Origin of the sequence: Peribacillus simplex, from assembly GCF_900156045.1 — a bacterium.
Classification (GTDB): domain Bacteria; phylum Bacillota; class Bacilli; order Bacillales; family DSM-1321; genus Peribacillus; species Peribacillus simplex_D.
This window is the reverse complement of record NZ_FTMX01000002.1, coordinates 530,164-555,661: the sequence shown is the minus strand read 5'-3', so window position 1 is coordinate 555,661 and position 25,498 is coordinate 530,164. Positions and strand designations below refer to the sequence as shown.

Below are 25,498 nucleotides of genomic sequence, written 5' to 3'. Positions count from 1 at the left end.
TTCATGCTATTTGCAGGGGAGGGAGAAAGATGAATTTATCTGAACAGCTTCATCAAATGGCTTTAAAAAAGGCGGATAAGCCAGCATATTACTTTATGGATCAATCCACTTCATATGGGGAATTGGATAAAGCCGTTACGAAGTTCGCAGACGAATTACATAGGCTTGGTGTTTCAAAAGGTGATAACATTGCGCTGTTATTAGGCAACTCTCCACATTTCATCATTTCGTTGTATGGGGCTATGCGAGCAGGGGCGACCGTAATTCCCGTCAATCCAATTTACACACCTGACGAGATTGGTTATATCCTGAATAATGGCGATGTAAAGGTTGTTGTGGCATTAGATAAGCTTTTACCCTTACTAGAGAAAATGAACCCGATTCTCTCAAGCGTAGAAAAATATGTAATTTGTGAAACGCAGCAGGATAATGGGGATATTAGCGAATTTAACATCTACCCAAAAATGAAATCGTTTACAAAAATGATCGAATCGGGGGATGACTGCTTTAAAGGTCCAGAACTGGATTCTGAGGATACGGCAATCATACTCTATACTTCCGGAACAACGGGGAAACCAAAGGGGGCCATGCTCACACATACCAATATATTTTCCAATGCACATGATATTGGTGAATATTTAAAAATCTCGGAAAGTGACCGTGTTATTACGACATTGCCAATGTTCCATGTTTTCAGTTTAACGGTCGTTGTGAATGCCCCATTGATAAGCGGAGGTACGCTTTTAATTGTCCCGCAATTCAGTCCAAAGGAAATATTCAGGCAAATCAAAAAATATGAAGCAACCGTTTTTGCTGGAGTGCCTACGATGTATAACTTTCTTTTCCAATACCCAGAGGCGAAAGAAGATGTTTTGAAGTCGTTGCGGATATGCATATCGGGCGGATCCGCCATGCCAGTGTCCCTGCTTGAATCATTCGAGCGAAAATTTAATGTCAGGGTTTCAGAAGGATATGGCTTATCCGAGGCATCCCCTGTTACCTGCTTCAATCCTTTGGATCGTCCAAGAAAGTCGGGATCCATCGGAACCTCCATCCTTAGGGTGGAAAACAAAGTGGTCAATGAGCTTGGAGAAGAAGTGCCGATCAATGAGGTAGGAGAGTTGGTTGTCAGAGGTCCGAATGTAATGAAGGGTTATTATAAAATGCCTGAAGAATCAGCCGTTGCCTTGAAAAATGGCTGGTTATATACAGGCGATTTAGCGAGGATGGATGATGAAGGCTATTTTTTCATTGTAGATCGTAAAAAGGAGCTTATCATCGTTGGTGGTTATAATGTCTATCCACGTGAAGTGGAGGAGATTCTGTATGCCCATCCTGAAGTAGTTGAGGCAGCAGCCATAGGCGTTCCCGATCCCAATCAAGGGGAAGTGGTTAAATGCTTTGTGGTAAAGAAAAACAATGCATTGACGGAGGAAGAACTGCTTGCTTATTGTATGGAACACTTGGCCAAATATAAGGTACCGGCAAAAATCGAGTTTTTGGATGAACTTCCTAAAAACGCGACTGGTAAAATATTACGTCGCTCCTTGAAAAATCATGTACTGCAAAACTGAATATTCATTGATCATCAGGGATCATTGCCTATAACCGGCATGATCCTTTTTTTGTACAACCAAAGTGTATCAGGCTGCATAAAATATATTGGAGCATCTTAAAACCTTGATTCTTGTTTCGAAAAGAGTTATGATTGTCATTAAAAATTTCCACATAATTGTAAGGAGGGGTTAGATGAGAGATGTAAAGCTTTTGGATATTTTTACACATCCCATTGCTCAAAAATACTTGAACCGTTCAGGTCTGGCACATGCGATTGCGGTAGCATACCATGCGTTTCACTTAGCAAACGAATATAATGTCGACCCTGATATTGCTGCTAAAGCTGGACTTTTGCATGATATGGGTCATTTCACCTGGTATCGCAATGGTAAATGGGATTATGATCTGTATAAACAAAATGATATTCATCCCATCAAAGGTGCAGAACGAGCACATAAACTGTTAATCCGCTTGGGAGAAAACCCGATAAAGGCAAAGACCATTTCCCTCGCCATTTTATTTCACACCGATTCGTTCTTACCTTCAAATGATATTATTCGTACACCGCTTCAGCAAGTCGTCAAATGGGCTGACGAAAAAGATGAAGAAGAAGGTGGAAAACACCATTATCGCAAAATTGATTTTCCCCGGGCAAAGGAGAGCATCATGAAACTTGATACGCTCATAGATGAGGAACAAAGAAAAAGGCTATCATCCTGAAGGTAAAGGGGTGATAGCCTTTTACTGTCAGGAGGAACACTTTTTAAACATTTTACAGTTTAAATTTGTTATCAGGTGAATTAATGATGTAAAGTATAGACCAATAGAACTATTCGCGGCGGGCAATTATAAAAAATTATCGGATTAATAACAAATAATGAAAGTAACAGGTGATGTTATGAAATCGATTAGGCTATTGATATATGGTGATCAGGGAGGATATGAGGAATTCATCGAAAAAGAAGAAGACATTAAGGTCATAGGGGTGACTGGAAATGAAATGGACCCTCTTGATTTTAATCACACATCTTCAGTCATGCCAGATGTCATTCTTATTGATGCCCGGTCATCAGGAAAGTATGGACAGGAAGTCATGCCAATCCTAAAGGTAATATATCCATCCACTCCTTTCCTCATTTTTACTGCCTATTCAGAAGATCATTATCTTATCGAAGCGATATGCCATGGTGCAGCAGGTTATGTGTTACAGGATGGCGGAAGGAAACATGTGCTGTCGGCAATCCGTCAATGTGCCAACGGTCAGATAGTTTATCCTGCCTCATTTAAATCATTTTTAATGAAGAAGCTGCAGCAGGATGGTGAAAGATCGCCAGTAACTTTGGATAAGGCAATCGAAAAATTGGGGGCCTTTTCTAAACGCGAGTATGAACTGCTTATCCTGCTGACCCAAGGTGAAACAAATCAGCAAATCTCAAAAAAACTTTTTTTATCCATCGGCACGGTAAAAAACTATATAAGCCGTATTTACAGAAAACTGAATGTTAATAATCGACCGGAGCTTATGGCACTTTTGTATAGATTTCAAAAAAGCGGGATGAAGGGATGACTACTCTTGCCCGCCGTTCCGTTAGTCGGCTTTTGTATCGAGTTCACAATCCAAAAAAATTGATGAACGAATTACATCAAAGTAATTAGGTGGCAGCAAAGGGATAAATTCGTCGTTGCTTAAACCTCCCAGCCCTCCGTTTTTTTTATATCTCTGCGTAAAAATAAAAGGCTCTTTTCGTAAAGATTGTTGTTTTTAAAACGAAACGATTTAAGGTTGATTGGAGCGGAAGTGCGAAACTCCTGCGGGAGCACCGCCCGCCCCGCGGAAAGCGAGCATCTGGAGGGGAAATCAACCACACCGCTTTACTTGGTAAATAGCAACAAAGTATGCGAAAACAGCCAAATAAAAAAATGATGAAGATTGAAAGGAATAAATAATATAGAAGGGAAATGCGGTTCTAACCTGTCCATTTTGGATTAAACTATTAAGAGGGAGATTCGTTTAAGGAGGGGCATCATGGTTAGAAAATGGGCTGGAAGAGCGATTCTGTTATATATCCTTTATGCAGCGGCGATGTATTGGTATATTTTTTATGGAGCTGATACCTCGATTCCCGAAGCTTTGCGTGGAACTGCAGCAGATCCTGCAACATTCCTGAATGCAAGGGAACTAAAGCTTAGCGAAGAGTATTCAGGACTGCGAAATTTTATTTTTTTCGTATCCACGCCATATGAATGGCTGTTGTATTTCTTCATTTTATTATTTGGTTTTTCAAAAGCATTTGAAAAGTCGTCAATGGCAGTCTCGAAATGGAAAGCGATCAGAACGGGCATTTACTTATTCTGGCTTTCCGTTATTTCTTACCTGGCACTGTTTCCGATCAGTTTCATTGGATATCGGATGAGTAGGAGTTACCATATAAGTACACAAAGTTTCACCTCGTGGATGAAGGATGGAGTCATCGAATTCTGGGTGAATTTCGGGATGATGTTTATCATCGTGTCCGTTTTGTATTGGTTAATGAAGAAAAGTGCGAAGAAGTGGTGGCTCTATGCTTGGATGTTGTCCATTCCATTTTCCTTGTTCCTGATGTTTGTACAGCCTGTATTGATTGATCCGCTATATAATGAGTTCTATCCGCTCAAAAATAAAGAGCTGGAAACGGAAATATTGGCACTTGCCTCACAGGCTGAAATTCCTGCTGAACATGTGTATGAAGTAAATATGGCGGAAAAGACAAATGCCTTGAATGCATACGTGACCGGCATAGGCTCCAACTCAAGAATAGTCCTTTGGGATACGACCCTGAACAAACTGAAGGAAGATGAGATCCTTTTTATCATGGCACATGAAATGGCTCATTATGTGGAAAAGCATATTTATATAGGGATTGCAGGTTATTTAGGACTGACTTTAATAGGTTTGTGGCTGACCTCGAAAATCATGAATTTTATCATTAGACGCTGGGGCCATCTATTAAAGGTTCGTTCTATTGACAGCATTTCTTCTCTTCCGTTATTTCTCTTGATAACGTCTGTGCTGCTCTTTGCTTCGAGTCCGCTGTCCAATTATGTTTCCAGATATCAAGAGACAAGGGCTGACCGTTATGCCATTGAAATGACCAGGGATAAAGAATCAGCAATCACGACGTTCCAGGAACTAACGAGATCGGGTTTGAGTCAAGTCAATCCACCATTCCTGGTTAAGTGGCTGCGGTATTCCCATCCAACCATGCTCGAGCGGATTTCAACGGTTGAAAATACAGATACAAAGGGTGATTGAAAGCCAGCTGAAAACCAGCTGGCTTTTTTCTTCTATATCGGAAAAGTGTAAGTTTGTAAGTTGTTTTCAGAAAAAACTATTATTTTTAAAAACCTTAGGTTCTCTACTATAATAAATTAAATTCCCAGTTCGTTTTAAGGAGATCGGATATGTATAATGTACTTTTGATCACTATGGGCTCAGTGCTTGTAGCAGTAGCCTATAACTTATTTTTGATACCTCATTTAATTTTAAGCAGCGGACTTAGTGGACTTGCGATTATGTTCGGAATCATCACCCCGGTCAACACAGGGATATTGAATTTTCTGTTGAACCTCCCATTGCTGATTCTTGGTTACTTGAAATTAGGGAGACGCTTTATCACCTATACGATATTATCAGTTGTCGTGATATCCGTCAGTTTATACCTCATTCCAGTTCACGGAATATCCACTGATCCGATTTTGTCTTCTTTATTTGGCGGAATCATATCGGGATTCGGTATAGGCATTATCTTTCGTGCTTCAGGTTCTTCTGGCGGTTTTGATATCATTGCCATGCTATTGGCTAAGAAGAGCGATTTTCCACTTGGTACATTGCTTTCGGTGATGAATGCAGTTGTGGTGGTTATCTCAGGCTTCATCTTTGGTTGGGATGCCGCATTATATACGCTGATTTCCATTTATGCAGCAGGAAAGGTGATCGATACGATCCATTCCAATCACATTAAATTAACTTTGATGATCGTTACCAAAAAGAGTGACGAAATGAAAACCAAGCTCCTCACCAACCTTTATCGTGGAATTACAGTCATGGATGGTGAAGGTGCATATTCAGGAGAAAAGAGTAAAGTAATGATGACAGTCATTACTCGTTATCAGTTAACCGATGTAAAAACGATGATAAAAGAAGTGGATCCGAATGCTTTTGTCAATATAACCGAAACCTCCGAGGTCATGGGTATGTTTCATAAAGAGTGATGATAATTAGAAAAGCCTCCCATATGGGAGGCTTTTTTGATCATTAGGCTTTTTTATTCATTCATTTAATTACCAAACTGTTTTAGTAAAACGTTCATTTCAGAACTTAGTTTTAAGAATAAAGGTTTGTTTTTCATATCCAAGGCTTCATCGATCTGTTTTGCAAGGATATTCTTTTTGGTAGTAAGGACGGCTTCCTGAATAATCATATCAATTAACATTTCCTGAACCACGGCATCGTTTTTCATTTCGCTCATTGATAAGGACTTCACTGACTCTGAATAAGATTTTTCATTTTTCAAAGTTACCACCCCTGACCCTTTTTATTATTATATGGATTTAAGCGGATAAAATCAACTGAAAATTTAAAAAATTTAAATATTAATAGAGAATGTGTCGTTTAGATGACGAAAAAGCCACTATATAAAGGAATTCTTAATTTTTTGTGAACTCCCTTTTTATATATAAAGATTGTGCTATTATAGTGAGGAATTTAACATACATTTACTAGCCCCCTTCACTCTTCTTGGATAATGGGTAATGGAAGGGTACAAGCAATCAAGAGTATAAGTTTCGGTAAGCGGTGTTTAGCAATGAGGAAGAGGTGGATTAAAAATGAAGGAAAACAATCAAGGAATCATCGAGGAATATGAAATCACGCCACATACACTAATGGTTTCGCCAATCAATTACGGCAGTAAAATATATTCCCGAATCGTTGAAATGGAGGACGAGTTCATCTCCCCTTTTAAACCCATGGAAATAATAAAGAAAAGTTGTGAGTTCTTCGGATCAAGTTATGAAGGACGCAAGCAAGGCACGAAACAGCTCATAAACATCACACATAAAGCACCGATCGCGATCGATCCGACCAGTTCGATTTTCTTCTTTCCGACTACTTCTCCGTTGCGTCCTCAATGCATCTGGCTATCACATGAGCATGTGGCATCCTATGATCGCCTGGATCCCAAACATACAACCATCACATTCAGGAATAGACAAACCATCGATATAGCAGTATCATGCAGTTCTTTCGAAAACCAGCTACACCGGACATCTTTTTTAAAAACGAAATTGATCCAGAGGATTGAGGAGACAAAGAGGAAATCCTTCTATTTGTTTTCCGATGTAAATGGGGCAAAGGCTTCAGAAGTAATGTCAAAGTATATACCGCGTTAGGGGGGCAGGGATAATCATAGAAGAATGCAAACGCGATTCATTCAAAATTGAAGCAAGCCCTTCTTATTAAAGAAGGGCCCGGGAATTAATCTTCAAATAATTCATCCATTAAATCGTCAATCTCTTTTCTTAACTGATTAGTGCCTTCTTTGGAAATGGTGATCGTATTACCATCGATAATCAGCATATCTCCTACTTTTGCTCCCTTGGGGAGAGCGCTTTTAGGAAAATCCTTCATGTCACCACCTTCGATTTCAACGACAGCGACCTTTCCTTCGAAGCGATCAATAATTCCTTGTACCATTTATTTCACCGTCTTTACAGTAATTTTCTGACCTGTAGAAGTAAAAATAATGTTACCTGATTTATCTGTGCGATAAGTTTTGGCTTTCACTGAATTCAACCGTTTTACAACAGTGGAGGTAGGGTGCCCATAGCCATTTTTCCCTACACTGATTACAGCATATTTCGGTTTTGTTTTGTTAATGAAAGCTGAACTTGTCGATGTTTTTGCACCATGATGGCCGACTTTAAGTACATCCACACTTGGTACCAGTTTTTTAGCCAGCATATCTTTCTCTGCTTTTTCTTCGGCATCACCTGTAAACAAGAATGTTTTTTTGCCGTGTTTAAGTAAAAGGACAGCACTCCAATTATTTAAGTCAGACTTGGCATAGTCTTTAACAGGTGCAATGAATTTAAGGGAATTATCCTTTGCTTTAGTGACGATTTCCACGCCAGTCTTCGCTTTTTTTATTGTAAGCTGCTTCTTCTTAACAGCCGTTAAAAAGTCTTTGTATGCCTGGGTGGTATGAGAAACTTTAGGGGCATACACAGATTTTACATTAAGCGATTTAATCACATAAGCCAGACCGCCTACATGATCCGCATCTGGGTGAGTGGATACTAATGCATTAAGTGTTTTTACCTTTTGTTTTTTAAGGTAGGCTACCACTTCGTCGCCCTTTCCTTTACCGCCGCCATCGATTAAAACGTTTTCATTACCGGTTTGTATAAGGATTGAATCTCCTTGTCCAACGTTGATGAAATGTACCTTCACATTTGAGGCTGCCTCAGTTGTTTTAAGTCCAGTGAATAAAGACAAAACAAGAAAGGCAACCAGTAGAATATTTATTTTCTTCATTTTTCCCCTCCAATTAATAATTTACCATGTTTAACCGGAAAAACGGGGATTTGGACACGGTTTTTATTTGTGGTAAAAAAGGAAAAAAACGTCTTAATCTATGGTTAAAATGATAATAGGTATTTATACCTAAGTTATAAAGCGGTTAATTTACAGGTGAAAACTAATAGAAAATCTATTTCTCTCAGAATTTTATAAGAAGAATGTTGAAAGTAATATGGAAAGTTAGGCTTACCAACAAAATATTTTATTACAGAGAATGTTGATGAGTTTGTCTACTGTTTTTTTAGGTTTGTCCAATTTAAACGTTGATTTCCACTCCAGGCACCCGCTTTCCGCGGGCGGTCCGGCGGGAGCCTTCTCGGTGCGTTTGCGCCTACGGGGTCTCCCTGGGACACGCATTTCCCGCAGGAGTCTCGTATATTTCGTTCCAATCAACTTTGTTTTAAAATTTAGATAAACCCTTTTGGCTACAAATTAAACCATGCAAACAAAACATTGCATGGTTTTTTATAAGAAATAAGGGATTGGGGAAATTAAACAATGGGGGTATAAGTTGTTGATGATCATTTCTTAATACATAATATAATAGACACCCACGATGCAACAATAATTTTGTTCAATGTTTCACAAACTATTCGGGAAAGGTTCTTATTTTTTTCTGAATGTTCCTTTTTACTTTATACGTTTTATATCAAGAGATCGTTACTAGTAGATATAGGTATGGATATGCAATTAACAATCTTTTGCAAAAAAACTTTTACGGACTCTAAAATGATAGTGTTGGCGAATGGTTATAATAGGCGTATAGGTGATTAAAATGACTAATTATGAACAGACGAGCCGGCCCGGCCTATTATTCGTTAAGGGCTGTGTCCTTAGAAATCGTTCAGTGCAAATCATGAGTGATGTGTTACATTCTACGGCGGATAATGATATTGATTACTTTTTCATTGATTTGTCGAAGCTCATCGTTCAAGATAATTGTTTTCCTAACTTTCTATTTAATATGGTGAGTGCTCTTGGTTTGATGGGGGGAATGATCACAACGGGTGTCACTCCAACCTTGGCCAAGGAATATGTAAAAATTTTTGATTTGAAGAATCTCAAAAATAAAATGTTTTAAGGATATTCAAAATGCACTTGATTACATAGGTTATGACTTGATCGAAAGTGATATTTCATGGTGCTAGATCCATATTTGAGATAGCCAATTATATATGGATTATGGAATATTCATACAGGTGAATGGAGGTAAGTAAGTCCTATCGATCTTGATCATCAAAAATTGACCTCCCGTAACTTTATGAAGCAGGAAAGGTGGGATGCGTTGTTAATGGTCATGCATACTTACAACGAAGGCATCTGTATCCTTCCCGAAAGGCTCCAAACACCTATATTCCACAAATATATATGGAGGAGGCCTGTCTCTAATTCCTTGAATAGTGGTTTTTTTCGAAAAAGTAATAACATAACAAGTCTTCGGTTTTGTTGCGAAGGCGGGGATTGAAATAATTATGATGTTCCTCGTATCCTTTATATAAAAAACAATACATCGTGAAGGATTCATCGCGTTTGATTTCACTAACCTTAATATTCTCCTTGCGCAAATATCGCCTTACCTCGGCAAGTTCGTCTTGAACCACTTTTAAAATATGTTCGACTAGCTCCGAATAGGGCCTTTTTAATTTGAACGGACTAATTTCGATGACCTTGAGATCCCGGTTTAAGACTGTAATAACCATAGGGAGGTAGATGGCTTTTTCAATCATATTTCGGTCATCTTCTGGAATGCGGGTCATCTTGACCGCTCCTTTCTAATAGCACGGTTTTTAATATTAGTATGTATACCTTGTAAAAATAGAACGTTTGTTCCGTTTTTTATCCTAATGTATTTTCAGTGTATATGCAAGCGGTTTTGATAAATCCAGAAATATTCGTTAACAAGATTATGTTTTCCGGAGTTAGGGAAAGTATGAAGGTATATGGATAATAATTCTTGCAATTTCAGGGGAAAGTGATATATCTAAAATAAACAGTTTTTAATAAGTTTATGCTGCTCTGATAGCAGCATGTCGAGGGAGATAATTATGGATTTGGATACTATACGTGAGTGGTTTACACTTGATCATATATCTGCACTTATTCAGCAATATCGCTCATTCGGTCCAATTCCTGGGATCTTACTGCCGATGCTGGAAGCTTTTTTGCCCTTTTTGCCTTTAGTGGTGTTCGTGCTTGCTAACGCAACGGCTTTTGGTCTCTGGTGGGGCTTTTTATTTTCTTGGATTGGTGCGGTAGCGGGTTCTTTTTTGATCTTTTGGATTATTAGAAGATATGGTCAAATGAGGTTTTTCCGATTTTTGCAAAAGCATAAACAGGTGCAGAGGTTGATGGTTTGGGTGGAAAGCCATGGATTCGGTCCTTTGTTCATATTGCTCTGCTTCCCTTTTACACCTTCGGCCATCGTTAATATCGTGGCAGGACTTTCAAAAGTCAGTCCCTTGCAATATGGACTTGCAGTGGTGGGGGGGAAAGCGGTGATGATCTTTACGATCAGCTTCGTAGGTTACGATTTAGTATCCTTAATTCATAAACCTGTGCGTACGATCATTATCGGGATCGTCATCTTTATCCTATGGTATGTGGGAAAAAGACTTGAAGTCCGGTTAAATAAAAGCATGAAGAGGGAAGAAGGACAATAAATTAGTATATAAATGCAGTAGGGGTTGAACTAGATGGAAAAAACAAACAAGAATTCTTTATCCGATTGGATAAAACCAGCGATGATAGCTTTTGTTATTTACATCTTAATCCGTACATTTTTCTTTTCAAGCTATGATGTTGAAGGGAAGTCGATGCAGCCGACCCTAGAAGATGGAAATAAACTTGTCGTGAATAAAATCAATTACCAGATTCATGATATCAACCGTTTTGACATTATTGTTTTTCATGCAAATTCACAAGAAGATTATGTTAAGCGAGTTATAGGGGTTGCAGGTGACCAAATTCGATATAAAGATGATTGGCTTTACGTAAATGGTGAGAAAGTGGATGAGCCCTATCTTGAGAAATTCAAGGAAGGTTTCCCGGGACAGGACTTTACAGGTGATTTTACATTAAAAGAGTTGACGGATGTGACCAAAGTTCCGGAGGGCAAGCTTTTTGTCATGGGTGATAATCGTCTTGAAAGTGCTGACAGCCGTCACTTTGGTTATATACCGGTTGAAAATGTTGTCGGTAAAGTGGATGTTCGATATTGGCCGGTCAAAGAATTCAATTATAAATTTACAGGTGAATGATCGTGGAAGCCCAAAATTATGTGGGCTTTTTCTTTTGGGAAAAAACGCGAACGTACGATTGGTGTTTTTTTAAGGGAAACGGTAAAATAATAGAAAGTAAATCTAATTGGAAACAGAAACCTAGTCATGGTGACTAAAGTATTTCTGGTATGATGGATCTAGATATTATGTTGTAAGGGGGAAAAAGAGATGTCACTCCGTTTTTTACTGGGAAGATCGGGTGCAGGGAAAACTTCGAATATATTGGACGAAATTCGCTCCAAATTGGCAGAAGATCCCGAAGGAAATCCAATTATCTACCTCGTTCCTGATCAGATGACGTTTCTATCTGAATATAAATTAATTAAAACACCAGGCCTTGCCGGAATGATCCGGACACAGGTTTTTAGTTTTAGCAGGCTTGCTTGGCGCGTCCTTCAGGAGACCGGGGGGATGAGCCGGCTGCATTTGGACAGCGTTGGCGTTAATATGTTGATACGGAAAATCATGGATGATAAAAAGGAAGAGTTAAAGATGTTTCGTCGTTCTGCCGATAAGCAGGGGTTCATTGCACAGATGGAGCTAATGCTGGCTGAGTTCAAGCAGTATTGCATCCAACCTGATGACATTCAAAACTATTTGGCCGAAACCTCACAGGCCGGCAGCGGCATTCAGGATAAACTGCATGATCTTGAATTGGTCTATCAGGCTTTTGAGGATGAAATGGTTAACAAATATTTAGATTCCGAAGACTACTTCACTTTGCTGATCGAGAAAATGGCGGATTCTTCCTATATAAGGGATGCGGATATATATATCGATGGTTTTTATAGTTTGACTCCGCAGGAATTATTGATTGCGGAAGAAATGATCAAGCTGTGCAGGAGTGTAACGATCTCGCTGACGTTAGATCAGCCCTACAGACAATATGCTCCGGATGATTTGCAGTTGTTCAGGCAAACGGGAAATCTATATCATCACCTTTATCAGGCTGGATTGAGGAATGGCATACCGATTTCAGAAGATCGAATCTTAAAAGGAACGGAAAGGTTTGGAAAGAGCCCGGGGCTGAATCACCTGGAAACTTATTTTGCCATTCGCCCTGCCAAAGCGTTAGAGCAGTCGCCTGATGTGACGATCGCCCAGGCAGTTAACCGCAGAGCCGAGATTGAAGGAGTTGCCCGGGACATCTTGTCGCTGGTCAGACAGAAACAGCACCGTTTCAGTGATATTGCGATTTTAGTCCGGAATGGAGAAGCGTACGCAGATATTTTACAAACCGTTTTTCGGGATTATCAAATTCCCTTGTTCGTCGATTCCAAACGGACGATGCTGAATCATCCTCTGATTGAACTGATTCGTTCCACTTTGGAGATCATCAATGGCTATTGGCGTTATGAGCCGGTATTTCGTGCGATCAAGACGGAGCTTCTTTTTCCGCTGCAAAATAACCATGATAGAATGCGTGAACAGGTAGATAAGCTGGAAAACTATGTGCTGGCCCGTGGCATTAAAGGAAGCAGGTGGACGTCCAAAGATCGTTGGACCTACCGGCGCTTCCGCGGACTGGAACTCGAGGACCGGAATCAAACGGATAAGGAAATGCAGCTTGAGCAAGAGTTGAATGAGCTGAAGCAATTATTTACCGAGCCCATCTTGAAGCTCTCAAAACGTGTTAAAAAGGTTGTTAATGGCAGGGAATTGTGTGAAGCCCTTTATCTATATCTTGAAGAATTGCATGTACCGGAAAAATTGGAAAAGCTGAAACAAGAGGCAGAAGAAGCAGGTGACCTGGTATCGGCAAGAGAGCATGAGCAAACATGGAATGCAGTTGTCGACCTATTGGACCAATTCGTTGAACTGCTGAGCGGGGAAGAGCTTTCTTTGAAACAGTTTGCAGTTATCATTGAAGCTGGTCTGGAGTCTCTTGAATTTTCTTTGGTACCGCCGGCAATTGACCAAGTATTGGTCGCCAATCTAGATTTATCCCGCCTGGATGATGTGAAGACAGCTTTTGTTATAGGCCTGAACGAAGGGGTTCTGCCTGGAAAAGCTGTATCTGACGGGATATTTTCAGATAGTGATCGTGAGGTGCTGCTGGCTGGTGGACTTGATGTTGCCCCAAGTTCAAAAGTGCGCCTGCTGGATGAGGAGTTTACAGCGTACAAAGCATTTACTACGCCTGCCGAGGCCCTTTATTTATCATATCCGCTTGCCGATGAGGAAGGGAAGGCACTTTTACCCTCATCCTATTTGAAACGGGTAAGGGACGTATTGCCCAACGTTTCCGATGTGTATTATATGAACGATCCGTCCGATCTGCCTGCTGAGGAACAGGTGAAATATGCTGCAAATCATGATGTCGCCCTATCGTACCTGGCTGCCCAATTGCAGCTGAAAAAAAGGAACTATCCAATCCATTCACTATGGTGGGATGTATATAATGCCATTATGGATGATGATATGGCCGGTCCTTCAGCAACTAAGGTTTTATCGAGCCTTTTTTATCAAAATAGGACAAAGAAATTATCTGAGGAAACAAGTAAGCAATTATACGGTGAGAGCATTCTTACGAGTGTATCCCGGATGGAAATGTTCAATAGCTGTCCGTTTTCCCATTATGCCGCTCATGGCTTGAAATTACGGGAACGGCAAATTTTCCGTTTGGATGCCCCGGATATAGGCGAGATGTTCCATGGAGCGTTGAAAATGATTTCCGATTATTTAAAGGACCATGATATTCCTTGGTCTGCATTGACCCCGGAACAATGCTTGGAGCTGGCCAGAATGGCTGTGGAGAGACTTGCTCCTAAACTCCAAAATCAGATTTTGTTAAGTACGAACCGCCATCACTATTTACGCAGGAAACTGGAAAATGTGATTGGCCGGGCCTCAATCGTATTAAGTGAACATGCAAAGGTGAGCGGTTTTGCCCCAGTCGGATTAGAACTTGGTTTCGGAAAAAATGGCGAGCTTCCTCCACTTTCTTTCACATTGAAAAACGGTACGAAGATGGAATTGATCGGGCGGATTGACCGCGTGGATAAAGCGGAAGAAGATGAGGGTGTCTATTTGCGTGTGCTCGATTATAAGTCGAGTGAAAAGGAACTGAACATGAGTGAAGTGTATTATGGACTCGCGCTGCAAATGTTGACATACCTAGATATCGTTGTCACCCATTCCAAGTCGCTTATAGGAAAAGAAGCGATTCCAGCCGGCGTTTTGTATTTTCATGTGCATAATCCCGTTGTCAAATCAAAGGGAATGCTCAGTTTGGATAAAATTGAGGAAGAAATTTATAAAAGTTTTAAAATGAATGGACTAGTACTGGATCATTCAAATGTCATTCAGATGATGGATACTTCGCTTGATATTGAAAATTCGGGTAAGTCGGATATCATTCCAGCTGGATTTAAAAAGGACGGATCACTCCTTGCGGCTTCCAAAGTTGCCAGCAGGGAAGAGTTTTCGCTTCTGAATCATCATGTGCGCCGTATTTATCAGGAGGCTGGTGATCGAATGGTCGATGGTGATGTGGATATAACCCCATATAAATTAAAGGAAAAAACGCCGTGTACTTTCTGTTCCTTTAAATCTGTATGCCAATTCGACCAATCACTGGAGGAAAACCAATTCAGGAATTTGGCACAGAAGAAACAAAATGACGTTCTTGAGCTATTAAGGGGGGAGGGAGAGAAAGATGAGTAAAACGAAAATTCCTGCTCTGCCGGGAGATGTGACTTGGACGGAAGATCAATGGAAAGCGATATGGGCTAAAGATCAGGACATTCTGGTTGCGGCCGCCGCAGGTTCAGGGAAAACAGCGGTGCTGGTCAATCGGATCATTCAAAAAGTCATTTCCGAAGAAGATCCAATCGATGTTGATGAACTGCTTGTCGTTACATTCACCAATGCCTCGGCTGCCGAGATGCGCCATCGGATAAGTGAGGCATTGGAAAAAGCGATCAATGATAATCCGCATTCACAGCATCTGCGTAAACAGTTGAGCTTGATTAATCGTGCCTCGATTTCCACACTTCATTCCTTTTGTTTAGAGGTGATCAGGAAGTATTATTATCTGACGGATATCGACCCGGGCTTTCGGATTGCAGATTCAACGGAGATCCAGCTGCTCCGTGATGAAGTGATGGAAGAGCTTTTCGAGGAGCAGTATGGCCAAAGTGATAATGAAGAGTTCTTTAATTTGGTTGATGCTTTCACAAGCGATCGAAACGATGATGCGCTTCAGAATATCGTTCGATCGCTGCATGATTTTTCGCAATCGAATCCAGAGCCGGCCCGATGGCTCGATGGTGCAGCTAGCATGTATGAGTTGGCAGATGATGAAGGGATTGATGATCTTTCGTTTATCGATTCATTGAAGTTCGATGTTGGCTTGCAATTGGACACTGCCAGGGACTTATTGGAACGCTCGCTTGCATTGACAAAAATCCCTGGAGGCCCGGCACCAAGGGCTGAAAACTATATAGCTGATCTTGCCCTGGTTGCTAAACTTTCGGAAGTGAAGGATCAATCCTGGAATGCTCTTTATGAAGAAATCCAAAATGTGAAATTTGGTACGGCAAAACGCCTTACTGGTGGAGATTTCATCAAAGAAGTTTCGGATGAGGCTACCAAGTGTCGTGATAAGGCGAAGAAAATCATCAAATCGTTACAGGAAGAGTTATTTTCCCGCAAACCGGAAAGTTATCTGCGGGATATAAGGGAGCTCAAGGGCTATGTCGATACACTTGTAATGCTTGTTAAGCAGTTTGACGATCGATTTTTTGCTGCAAAAGCAGAAAAGAACTTGGTGGATTTCGCCGATTTGGAACATTATTGTCTTCAAATTTTGACGGGGGAAACTGTGGACGGTGAACGAAAACCTTCAGCCGCGGCCGTAGAATACAGGAACCAGTTCAAAGAGGTACTCGTAGATGAGTATCAGGATACGAACCTGGTTCAGGAATCCATCTTAAAACTTGTGACGGCTGACGGCGAATATAATGGGAATCTTTTCATGGTTGGCGATGTCAAGCAGTCCATTTACCGGTTCAGGCTTGCGGAACCGAATCTCTTCCTTGGGAAATACACACGTTTTACTCATGATGGTGTCGATTCCGGACTGAAAATAGATTTAAACCGCAATTTCCGGAGCCGTAAGGAAGTTCTCGATGGGACCAATTTCTTGTTTCAACAGTTGATGGGCGTTACAGTCGGTGAGATTGTATATGATGAAGATGCCCAATTGAAAAAAGGTGCCCCATATCCCGAAGAAGATCCAAATCCGATCGAACTCCATTTAATCGATGGAACTGCCGATCCGGAAGCACATTCGGAAACGGAAGGATCGGATGGCGGGTTTGAAGCCGAAGAGCTTGAAAAAGCACAGCTCGAAGCAAGACAGATGGCCAAGCTCATTAAAAGGGCTATAAGCGAAAAGCATCGGATATATGATACGAAAACCCAAAAGTACCGATCTGCGACTTATCGAGACATGGTCATTCTTCTTCGTTCGATGCCATGGGCACCGCAAATCATGGAGGAATTTAAAAAGCAGGGCATTCCAGTATATGCTAATTTATCGACTGGTTATTTTGAAGCGACCGAAGTGGCCATCATGATTTCCTTATTGAAAGTGATAGATAACCCGCAACAGGATATCCCATTGGCATCCGTTCTCCGTTCACCTATCGTCGGTCTGGATGAAGAAGAGATGTCACAGGTGCGTTTGTTCCATAAAGGAAGCTATTACGAAGCGCTAGCTGATTTTTACAGAAAGAGTGACCCGGAAGAACATCCCGGGCTTTATGAAAAAGCCTCTGCTTTTTATAAAAAACTCGTGAAGTGGAGGAAGCTTGCCAGGCAGGAAGCATTATCGGATTTGATTTGGCTTCTATACCGAGAAACGCAGTTTTATGATTTTGCAGGTGGGATGCCGGGTGGCAAACAGCGTCAGGCCAATTTAAGAGCTCTGTATGACAGGGCAAGGCAATATGAAGCAAGTTCTTTCCGCGGTCTGTTCCGTTTCTTGCGTTTTATAGAAAGAATGCAAGAACGTGGGGATGATTTAGGGGCAGCCCGGGCTTTAGGGGAACAGGAAGATGTAGTCCGGCTGATGACGATTCACTCCTCAAAGGGGCTTGAGTTCCCGATCGTGTTCATTGCCGGCCTTTCCAAGCAATTCAATATGATGGATTTACGCAAGCCCTATTTACTGGATAAGGATTATGGCTTTGCGGCAAAGTATGTGAATTCCGAATTACGGATAACTTATCCATCCCTCCCTCAAATGGCTTTCAAGAAAAAAAAGCAGCTTGAATTAATTGCCGAAGAAATGCGTGTCCTCTACGTGGCGCTTACAAGGGCTAAGGAGAAGCTTTATTTGATTGCCAGTATCAATGATGCTGAAAAAACGCAGCAGAACTGGGAAAGTAATGCTGCACATGGAGAGTGGCTATTAAAGGACTATGTACGGGCAGGTGCAAAAAGTTATCTTGATTGGATTGGTCCATCCCTTGTCCGACATCGGGATTCTCTTGGTGCTGCAGGTCAAGGCTTGGAAATGGAGTCGCATCCATCGAATTGGTCCATTTCCGTCATTCCAAGTGAAGAGCTTGCTGTTCTTGATGAGGAAGAGGCACTGGTTCAAGAGCAAATGCTTGATCATGTCCAGAAATCGGAGAAGGTCGGTATCGTTTCCGAGTTTTATGATGATATCAAGGAACAGCTGGAATGGGAGTACCCAGAGCATGATGCGACGGTGTATCGTTCCAAGCAATCCGTTTCTGAACTAAAACGTCAATATGAACTCAAGGACGAGCAAAGCTCCACAGAGTTGTTGCGTAAATTTAAGCGACCTATCACGAAGCGGCCGACTTTCATGCAAGAAAAGTCACTGACTCCTGCTGAAAGGGGTACGATTACTCATTTAGTCATGCAGCATATCGATCTATCTAAAGAGATTACCATTCAATCGATTCAGGAACTGATCGTTGACTTGATTCAACGTGAGCTGTTGACGGAGGAACAGAAAGCAGCTGTGGAACCTGAGACGATCCTCGATTTCTTTGACAGTGAAATCGGGCAAAGAATGCAGAGGGCCGGAAGCATTCGCCGTGAAGTGCCATTCACGATGTCGTTGCCTGCAAAGGAAGCTTACAGCGATTGGGCAGCGGGAGATGAAGAGATCCTTATTCAAGGTGTGATTGATTGTATCTTTGAGGATGAACAAGGTCTTGTGCTCCTCGATTATAAAACGGATACCATAACCGGCCGTTTTGCTAGCGGGTATGAAGGGGCCAAAGAGATTCTTGCCGATAGATACCGGATGCAGCTCCAGCTTTATACGAGGGCTGTTGAAGGGATAATGAATAAGAAGGTAACCGGCCGTTACTTGTTTTTCTTTGATGGCTCGCATTTAATGGAAGTATAAGAGAAAAGGAGTGTCCCATTTATGTGGGACGCTTCTTTTTGGTTAAATAAACAGAATAGTTTGAAAAGGTATAAATGCTTACTATATACTAGTGGAGAAAAATACCTTTTTAAAGGAGTAGAGACGAGTATGACGAGTGAGATCAAGAGCAAGGGATACTTTGGTGAGTTCGGTGGAAGCTTCGTACCTGGTGAACTTCAGGAAGTTATGGATATTTTGGAAACGGAATTCCTGAAATATAAGGATGACCCGGAATTCATTGAGGAGTTTCAATATTATCTGAGAGAATATGTCGGACGCGAAAATCCGTTAACACATGCGAAGAATTTAACGAAAAAGGTTGGCGGGGCAAAAATATACTTGAAGCGTGAGGATCTGAATCATACAGGTGCTCACAAAATTAATAATGCGATCGGACAAATCCTGCTCGCTAAACGGATGGGTGCTAAACGCATCATCGCAGAAACGGGCGCTGGGCAGCATGGTGTGGCGACTGCTACTGCATGTGCGATGTTTGGCATGGAGTGTGTGATCTATATGGGTAAGCTGGATACGGAGAGGCAGGCATTAAATGTCTTTCGGATGGAATTGTTGGGGGCAAAGGTCGTAGCGGTCGAAAAGGGACAGGGTCGATTGAAGGATGCCGTTGATGAGGCATTGAATGATTTGGTGCAAAACTATGAAAATACTTTTTACTTGCTTGGTTCAGCAGTGGGACCACACCCATATCCAACGATTGTTAAGCATTTTCAATCAATCATAAGTGAAGAATCAAAGCGCCAGATCCTTGAAAAGGAAGGAAAGCTGCCAACTGCCATCATTGCTTGTGCAGGAGGGGGAAGTAATGCGATTGGTGCTTTTGCTCATTATATCGATGAGGAAAATGTCCGTTTAATTGGTGTAGAGCCAAGTGAGGCACCAAGTATTTCCCAAGGTGTCCCGGCAGTATTGCACGGATTCAAAAGTTTGACGTTAGTGGACGAACAAGGGGAACCAAAACCGACATTTTCCATAGCAGCCGGATTGGATTATCCAAGCGTGGGACCCGAACATAGTTTTTTGAAAGATAGCGGACGGGCGGAGTATGTAACGGTTAAAGGAGAAGAAGCTCTTGAGGCTTTTCAGGTATTATCAAAAACAGAGGGGATCATTCCAGCTCTCGAAAGCTCACATGCTTTAGCTCACGCCTTGGAGCTGGCGAAAGAGTTGACAAGAGAGGATATACTGATCGTCAATTTATCAGGCAGGGGAGACAAAGATGTCGAGCAAGTATTTAACATGTTAAAAAAATAACGAATTTAAAAGCCTCCCTGGAGATGGGAGGCTTTTTCTTTGACTAATTATTCCCTGTAATGGGCTGGTCGACCCCATTGACATCAAGGACATTGCTTCCATTCAGGCCATTGGCCGTAAACACGATTGCAGCTGTGTTCCCTGAACCGGATCCGGAAACCGATTTGGAGGAAGACTTAGGGGAAATGACGGCGCAATCACCAAATAGCAGGTTTCCTTCCGCGACATTAAATACTTGAACTGGGCCGATAATGGCTGGCATATGAACCCCTCCTTTTAAAATTTAAGCGTTATTGGTTGAATCCACGACTGGCGTTTCTTCGATTTTTTTAGGAACTTCCCGAATATGTTTCACTCTTGATTCCATACGTGCATGACATACATTCCCCACACCAACTACAGATGAGGCTGATATCCCGATTATATTGATATTGCCGACCCGTATGAAGGGATTCGGATTTGAAAAACTTGATATGACTGGTTCATTCAATCTCGGAATATAAAATGGTCTCTTGAAAATTTCATAATTTTCGAAATGAATATCGACTGACTGGAAAGTTTCACTTCTCTTTTGGACCGCTAAAGCCTGGGAATTACCGTCTATATATGAAGTATCCCCGATTTGCAGAGTGGAGCTGAATGATACCGTGTCGGATACTAAAGATTTTACTTTTGATATTCTAGAAAACATGTTATTTACCCTTCTGGAGTAAGCGGCACGAGTGGCCCGATAATAAGGGATTCCGGCGGGGTATCGAATGCTGAGGACAGTTGGACCGTTTGTACATCCCCTATGAGAAATAAAGCAGAGCTTGCTACACCGGTAATTTTAATATCTCCTACGCAAAGTTGGTGATTGGTTACATTAAATTCCATTTGGATTTCCTCCTGTCTCGGCTTGTGAATGGGTAATGAATTGAAATAGTGCGGTTTGAATATCGGATTTCACCTTTTCCCTGATCTTTTCCTTGATATTATCCCTTTGCTGCGGAGCACGTTCCGCGTATGAAAGATTATCGAAATACATATTAATCCGTTGATGCAGCTGGCGTTCGACGTCCTGCTTAATGAAGTCATGATAAGAGGGTTCCAATGATATTTTTAGCTGGTTTTCCGCATCGTGAATCATATTTTCCAAGTCTGAAAGTATATCGTTGTGAATTTCCTGGACGACGATCTCCCTGCCTGGAAATAGGTTAGGGGCAGGTTGAACAGGTTGGTTGTTGACGGCAAATTCATCAATGTTGTTAAGATCAGTTGGATTTAAACCGATATTCAATGTTCCATCTAGAGATTCGACCTTTAACTGATCGAATTTATATTCAATTTTATCTACATGGATTGGCGGTTTATTTTTCAGCTCGGCTAGTTCATCTGTCAGGCGTTTGAGTTCGTGTTCAAGTTTCATGATCCGTTTATCCTGGGCTTCAAGAAAACGCTGCATTTGTATGGAATATGAATATAGATCCTGATTCACGATTCAACACCTCACCTTCACAATAAGTTAATTTCATATATGACAGTATATGAAAAAGTCGGAGGTAGGTGAATGCCTATGAACTAGGAGGGGGTAAATGGGACGAAACTGGTTAATGGAGTTACATCAGCATCAATTTGTGGAGCAGGCTCGGTGAATCCTCCGGTATTGGCTAATGTTGAATATGGTTTAATCACCCCGGCACTTCCTATTTGAAAAACGGATGAATTGGCGATGCTTTCAATTTTTATCATATTGATTTGTATGGTCTGGTGAATATTGAAGATCATGCTGACTCCTTTCTTAAAAACATTAGAGATTTAAGACCAGTGGCTGATCGATACCATCTGTATCATTTGTATTTGTGGTGCTATAGGCATTATACAGGGATATGGATTCACCTGTATTAAAAGAGCCAGCACCTGCAAACGTTTTTGAGGTGGAAAATGGACTTATTTTAAAGACGTCACCAATATGGACAATTCCACTGCTACCGACGTTGATGACTTGAACGACTCCTACGATGGCCGGCAAGAAAATCACCCTTTTTTTTCTGGTTTTTCCCTTGAATCTCAGGCCATGAGCCTATCACTGAAGGGAGTTTCAATGTATTGTATGTTGGCTCATGATTGATGTGATTCATCTGCCTATCAATATATTGTTATATAACAATGGTGAATATTGTTGAAAGCCTGATAACAGATATGGTAATATAATACTAATTTAGAATATTCAAATAAAATTAGAGGTGAGGAAATGAATGTACCATTAGTATTATCGCATTTCTTGGATCGGGCAGCCTTACTATATGGCGATAAGAAAGCCATCATTGGAGATGACAAGGTTTTAACATACTTAGAGCTGAACGGTCGTGTAAACCAGCTTTCGAATGGTTTAAGGGACCTTGGAGTCAAAAAGGGTGATAAGGTGGCATATTTAGCACCTAACTCAATTGAAATGCTTGAAGGCTTTTATGGGGTCTTTCAGCTTGGGGCAGTAATCGTTCCATTGAATATCCGTTTAAAGCCTGCCGATTATGTATTCATTTTGAACCACAGCGAGTCAAAGGTCCTTTTCGTAGATCAGGAATTATATCATCTAATTTCCCCTGTCAAGGATGAACTTGAATCGGTGGAGCACATAATCGTTCATTATAAAAATGAAGAGATAAATGAAACCGATTACAACCATTGGCTGGAACGTCATGATAACAAGTGCTTCAAACGGGAGTCCGTGGATGAAAATGATGTTTCGAGCCTCCTTTATACTAGCGGGACCACAGGAAATCCCAAAGGGGTGATGCTGACTCATCGCAACAACTATTTACATGCTCTGGGTGCGATGCATCATTTCAGGGTCAATGACCGCGATACATATTTGCATGTACTGCCGATGTTCCATGTGAATGGGTGGGGTGCCCCATTTTATTATACGGCAAATGGTGCCACTCAAGTTTGTTTGAGGAAAACCAGCCCTGAAATGATATTTGATGCACTGCAAAAACATAAGGTTTCCATAATGCATATGGCACCAACGGTTTTGAATTCCCTGTTTCAATATTATGAAAGGAATGTTCCGAATATCGAGCAGGATATCCGAATCGTCGTTGCGGGTTCCGCACCGCCTCCTGCATTCGTTACAAGGGTGGAAAAAGAGTTAGGGTGGGAATTCATTCAAATTTACGGAATGACTGAATCAACACCGGTTAGTCTGATATCGCTGATTCGTTCTGAATTTGATGATCTTTCGGAAAAAGAAAAATACAGAATGAAGGCGAAAGCCGGATATCCCATCATAGGCAGCGAGGTAAAGGTTATCCATGACAATGGTGAGGAAGTGGCCCATGATGGTGTAGATATCGGGGAGCTCATCGTCCGCAGTCATGGAGTGATGTTAGGTTATTGGAAAAATGAAGAAGCGACCAGCCAGGCTTTGAGAAATGGATGGCTGCATACAGGGGATATGGCCACAATCGATGAAAATGGCAATGTTGATATCGTTGACCGCAAAAAGGATATCATCATTAGTGGCGGAGAAAATATCTCTTCCATAGAAGTGGAAGGAGTACTCTACGAACATCCGGAAATACTTGAAGCGGCAGTCATTGCCGTTCCGCATGAAAAGTGGGGAGAGACGCCGCATGCCTTCATAGTGCCAAAAAGGGGCGTGGAATTAACGGAGGATGATATAAAGGCCTTCACACGGGAAAAACTAGCTCATTTCAAATCAGTTACCAGTGTGTCGTTCGTCGATGAGCTTCCAAAAACGGCATCAGGGAAAATACAAAAAATCCATCTCCGTAATGATTACTGGGAATCTAAGGGGAAAACAGGCAGATTCGTTAATTGATGCCTCGCTAACGCTGTTCAGAAATGATCAGCGTTTTTTTCTGTTGCCCTTTAAATTCGGTTTCAGATTAAGCTATGAAGAGTAACTCATGCCATTGTTGGATAAGGACGGTCATTCAGGAGCAATGAAATTTGTTTCGATAAAAAGCTTCCTGTTTAACGATAAAGTGTTACTATTATAAAATATTTCAAATTATTATAATTTTTCATTTTCATGAGTTTTGGATTGTGGAGGGAGAGCATTGAAACGTATTCATTATAGCTGGGTTATTTTAATCATAACCTTCTTCTCGATAATTGTAGCGGGAATCGTTAGGTCATCATCGGGTGTATTCATCGTACCATTTGAAAGTGAGTTCGGCTGGGACCGGTCCGTCATTTCTTTAGCTTTCGCCATAAGTCTTTTTCTTTATGGCTTATCGGGTCCATTCATGGCCGCTCTAATTGAAGTGCTTGGATTGAAGAAAATGATGGTATTGGCCATGTCCACTTTATTGGCAGGGATTTTCCTCACTTTTTTCATGGAGCATGAGTGGCAGCTCATTTTAATTTGGGGAATTATCATTGGATTGGGTTCTGGTGTGTTTTTAACGGTATTGAGCCCATATGTGGCAAATCGTTGGTTCGAGAAGAGGCGGGGGCTGGCGGTAGGGATACTGACGGCAAGTACAGCCACAGGTCAGCTCATTTTACTTCCGGTTTTAGCCATCATCATTGAGAATTATTCATGGAGATGGGCGATTGGATTAATTTTGATCCTTAGCTTGATCATGCTGGCAATCATCCTTTTATTCATGAAAAACAATCCGATGGAAGTCGGCACTCTTCCATACGGATTAGAGGAGGAAAGTCAGGAGGCCGTTATAGTACAAAAGAAGAACCCCATCGCCATGGCCTTTCAGTCATTGAATCAAGCAGTGAAAGTGAAGGAATTCTGGCTATTGGCAGGGAGCTTTTTTATATGCGGACTTTCAACGAGCGGGTTGATCGGCACACATTTCATTTCTTACTGCATTAGTTTTGGTTTACCGGTTGTGACGGCAGCATCACTGCTATCTTTCATGGGAATCTTTGATTTGATTGGTACGACTGTATCCGGGTGGTTATCAGATCGTTTTGATAACCGTTGGCTGTTGTTTTGGTATTACGCTCTAAGGGGTGCTTCCCTCGTATTACTTCCTTTTGCGCTAAATGAAGGCTCAATCGGTCTATTGATCATCTTCTCCATTTTTTATGGCCTGGATTGGATAGCCACCGTTCCTCCGACCATAAGCATTTCAAGGCAAGTCTTTGGCATGGAGAAAAGCGGGATTGTATACGGATGGATATTCGCGGCCCATCAGGTGGGTGCGGCAGTGGCGGCGTATGGTGGAGGGCTTATCTTCAAAATATTCAATTCCTATACATGGGCATTCTTCCTGGCAGGAATCTTTTGCTTATTGGGCAGCTTGTTTGTCATACTGATAAAAAAGCAAAAAGCGGTCACGAAAGTTAAAACTGATGCAATGGAGTTATAGAAAGGATGTTAAATCT

General features: G+C 41.3%; 24 protein-coding genes. 14 read left to right on the top strand and 10 right to left on the bottom strand.

All coding sequences use genetic code 11. The features are described from left to right. The first annotated feature begins 29 nt into the window (after positions 1–29). From BW986_RS09255 to BW986_RS09235, 5 genes are all read left to right on the top strand, one after another. A complete protein-coding gene (locus BW986_RS09255; RefSeq protein WP_076367249.1) occupies positions 30–1,574 on the top strand; it encodes a fatty acid--CoA ligase family protein in 1,545 nt (514 codons plus the stop codon). A gap of 175 nt (positions 1,575–1,749) precedes the next feature. Further along, positions 1,750–2,277, top strand: a complete 528-nt coding sequence (locus BW986_RS09250) for an HD domain-containing protein (RefSeq protein WP_034314654.1) — start codon at positions 1,750–1,752, stop codon at positions 2,275–2,277. A gap of 178 nt (positions 2,278–2,455) precedes the next feature. Further along, positions 2,456–3,124, top strand: coding sequence for a LuxR C-terminal-related transcriptional regulator (locus BW986_RS09245; protein WP_076367247.1), 669 nt, complete (start codon positions 2,456–2,458; stop codon positions 3,122–3,124). 459 nt (positions 3,125–3,583) lie between these two features. Next, positions 3,584–4,849, top strand: coding sequence for a M48 family metallopeptidase (locus tag BW986_RS09240; protein ID WP_076367245.1), 1,266 nt, complete (start codon positions 3,584–3,586; stop codon positions 4,847–4,849). Between the two features lie 149 nt (positions 4,850–4,998). Next, positions 4,999–5,808 (top strand): YitT family protein, encoded by an 810-nt coding sequence (locus tag BW986_RS09235; protein ID WP_076367243.1) that lies wholly within the window; start codon positions 4,999–5,001, stop codon positions 5,806–5,808. A gap of 65 nt (positions 5,809–5,873) precedes the next feature. Here BW986_RS09235 and BW986_RS09230 read toward each other — a convergent pair whose 3' ends face one another. Beyond that, positions 5,874–6,110 carry an IDEAL domain-containing protein gene (locus BW986_RS09230; protein ID WP_034314641.1) on the bottom strand — a complete coding sequence of 79 codons (237 nt, stop codon included), beginning with the start codon at positions 6,108–6,110 and terminating at the stop codon, positions 5,874–5,876. Positions 6,111–6,423: 313 nt separating this feature from the next. On the opposite strand from BW986_RS09230, the gene BW986_RS09225 reads away from it, so the two are divergent. Further along, positions 6,424–6,987 carry a competence protein ComK gene (locus tag BW986_RS09225; protein ID WP_076367241.1) on the top strand — a complete coding sequence of 188 codons (564 nt, stop codon included), beginning with the start codon at positions 6,424–6,426 and terminating at the stop codon, positions 6,985–6,987. A gap of 85 nt (positions 6,988–7,072) precedes the next feature. Here BW986_RS09225 and BW986_RS09220 read toward each other — a convergent pair whose 3' ends face one another. Both BW986_RS09220 and BW986_RS09215 read right to left on the bottom strand, forming a co-directional pair. Continuing rightward, the gene (locus tag BW986_RS09220; protein WP_076367239.1) at positions 7,073–7,291 is read right to left on the bottom strand and encodes a DUF3006 domain-containing protein; all 219 of its coding nucleotides are present in this window, start codon (positions 7,289–7,291) and stop codon (positions 7,073–7,075) included. Beyond that, positions 7,292–8,131 carry a ComEC/Rec2 family competence protein gene (locus BW986_RS09215; RefSeq protein ID WP_076367237.1) on the bottom strand — a complete coding sequence of 280 codons (840 nt, stop codon included), beginning with the start codon at positions 8,129–8,131 and terminating at the stop codon, positions 7,292–7,294. It abuts the gene before it with no gap. An 820-nt stretch (positions 8,132–8,951) separates the two neighbouring features. Between BW986_RS09215 and BW986_RS09210 the strand changes: the two genes are divergently transcribed. Beyond that, on the top strand, positions 8,952–9,257 hold the full coding sequence (locus BW986_RS09210; protein WP_076367235.1) for an STAS domain-containing protein: 306 nt from the start codon (positions 8,952–8,954) through the stop codon (positions 9,255–9,257). Positions 9,258–9,561: 304 nt separating this feature from the next. On the opposite strand, the gene BW986_RS09205 is transcribed toward BW986_RS09210, so the two are convergent. Then, positions 9,562–9,933 carry a YhjD family protein gene (locus BW986_RS09205; RefSeq protein ID WP_076367233.1) on the bottom strand — a complete coding sequence of 124 codons (372 nt, stop codon included), beginning with the start codon at positions 9,931–9,933 and terminating at the stop codon, positions 9,562–9,564. A gap of 288 nt (positions 9,934–10,221) precedes the next feature. Here BW986_RS09205 and BW986_RS09200 point away from each other — a divergent pair, with 288 nt between their 5' ends. The 5 genes from BW986_RS09200 to trpB all read left to right on the top strand — a co-directional run bounded on the left by BW986_RS09200 (position 10,222) and on the right by trpB (position 20,140). After that, positions 10,222–10,836: a TVP38/TMEM64 family protein gene (locus tag BW986_RS09200; RefSeq protein WP_076367231.1), complete on the top strand. Its 615-nt coding sequence runs from the start codon at positions 10,222–10,224 to the stop codon at positions 10,834–10,836. A 33-nt stretch (positions 10,837–10,869) separates the two neighbouring features. Next, entirely contained in the window at positions 10,870–11,433 is a 564-nt protein-coding gene (gene lepB, locus BW986_RS09195; protein ID WP_076367229.1) for a signal peptidase I, read from the top strand. Positions 11,434–11,622: 189 nt separating this feature from the next. Then, entirely contained in the window at positions 11,623–15,120 is a 3,498-nt protein-coding gene (addB, locus tag BW986_RS09190; RefSeq protein ID WP_076367227.1) for a helicase-exonuclease AddAB subunit AddB, read from the top strand. Then, positions 15,113–18,847 (top strand): helicase-exonuclease AddAB subunit AddA, encoded by a 3,735-nt coding sequence (gene addA / locus BW986_RS09185; protein ID WP_076367225.1) that lies wholly within the window; start codon positions 15,113–15,115, stop codon positions 18,845–18,847. Before addB ends, addA begins: the two co-directional genes overlap by 8 nt. Before the next feature lie 129 nt (positions 18,848–18,976). Beyond that, complete coding sequence (gene trpB, locus BW986_RS09180) at positions 18,977–20,140, top strand: tryptophan synthase subunit beta (protein ID WP_076367965.1); 1,164 nt, start codon at positions 18,977–18,979, stop codon at positions 20,138–20,140. Between the two features lie 43 nt (positions 20,141–20,183). On the opposite strand, the gene BW986_RS09175 is transcribed toward trpB, so the two are convergent. The 6 genes from BW986_RS09175 to BW986_RS09150 all read right to left on the bottom strand — a co-directional run bounded on the left by BW986_RS09175 (position 20,184) and on the right by BW986_RS09150 (position 22,151). Further along, positions 20,184–20,402, bottom strand: coding sequence for a spore germination protein (locus BW986_RS09175; RefSeq protein ID WP_076367223.1), 219 nt, complete (start codon positions 20,400–20,402; stop codon positions 20,184–20,186). 21 nt (positions 20,403–20,423) lie between these two features. Continuing rightward, positions 20,424–20,831 (bottom strand): spore germination protein GerPE, encoded by a 408-nt coding sequence (locus tag BW986_RS09170; protein ID WP_076367221.1) that lies wholly within the window; start codon positions 20,829–20,831, stop codon positions 20,424–20,426. Between the two features lie 5 nt (positions 20,832–20,836). After that, positions 20,837–21,016, bottom strand: coding sequence for a spore gernimation protein GerPD (locus BW986_RS09165; RefSeq protein WP_076367219.1), 180 nt, complete (start codon positions 21,014–21,016; stop codon positions 20,837–20,839). Then, positions 21,006–21,617 carry a spore germination protein GerPC gene (gene gerPC / locus BW986_RS09160; protein WP_076367217.1) on the bottom strand — a complete coding sequence of 204 codons (612 nt, stop codon included), beginning with the start codon at positions 21,615–21,617 and terminating at the stop codon, positions 21,006–21,008. Before gerPC ends, BW986_RS09165 begins: the two co-directional genes overlap by 11 nt. An 83-nt stretch (positions 21,618–21,700) precedes the next feature. After that, positions 21,701–21,907, bottom strand: a complete 207-nt coding sequence (locus BW986_RS09155; RefSeq protein ID WP_076367215.1) for a spore germination protein GerPB — start codon at positions 21,905–21,907, stop codon at positions 21,701–21,703. 22 nt (positions 21,908–21,929) lie between these two features. Continuing rightward, positions 21,930–22,151 carry a spore germination protein gene (locus tag BW986_RS09150; protein ID WP_076367213.1) on the bottom strand — a complete coding sequence of 74 codons (222 nt, stop codon included), beginning with the start codon at positions 22,149–22,151 and terminating at the stop codon, positions 21,930–21,932. 222 nt (positions 22,152–22,373) lie between these two features. Between BW986_RS09150 and BW986_RS09145 the strand changes: the two genes are divergently transcribed. Then, positions 22,374–23,966: a long-chain-fatty-acid--CoA ligase gene (locus BW986_RS09145; RefSeq protein ID WP_076367211.1), complete on the top strand. Its 1,593-nt coding sequence runs from the start codon at positions 22,374–22,376 to the stop codon at positions 23,964–23,966. Positions 23,967–24,207: 241 nt separating this feature from the next. Further along, positions 24,208–25,482 (top strand): MFS transporter, encoded by a 1,275-nt coding sequence (locus tag BW986_RS09140; protein ID WP_076367209.1) that lies wholly within the window; start codon positions 24,208–24,210, stop codon positions 25,480–25,482. The last annotated feature ends 16 nt before the right edge of the window (positions 25,483–25,498 follow it).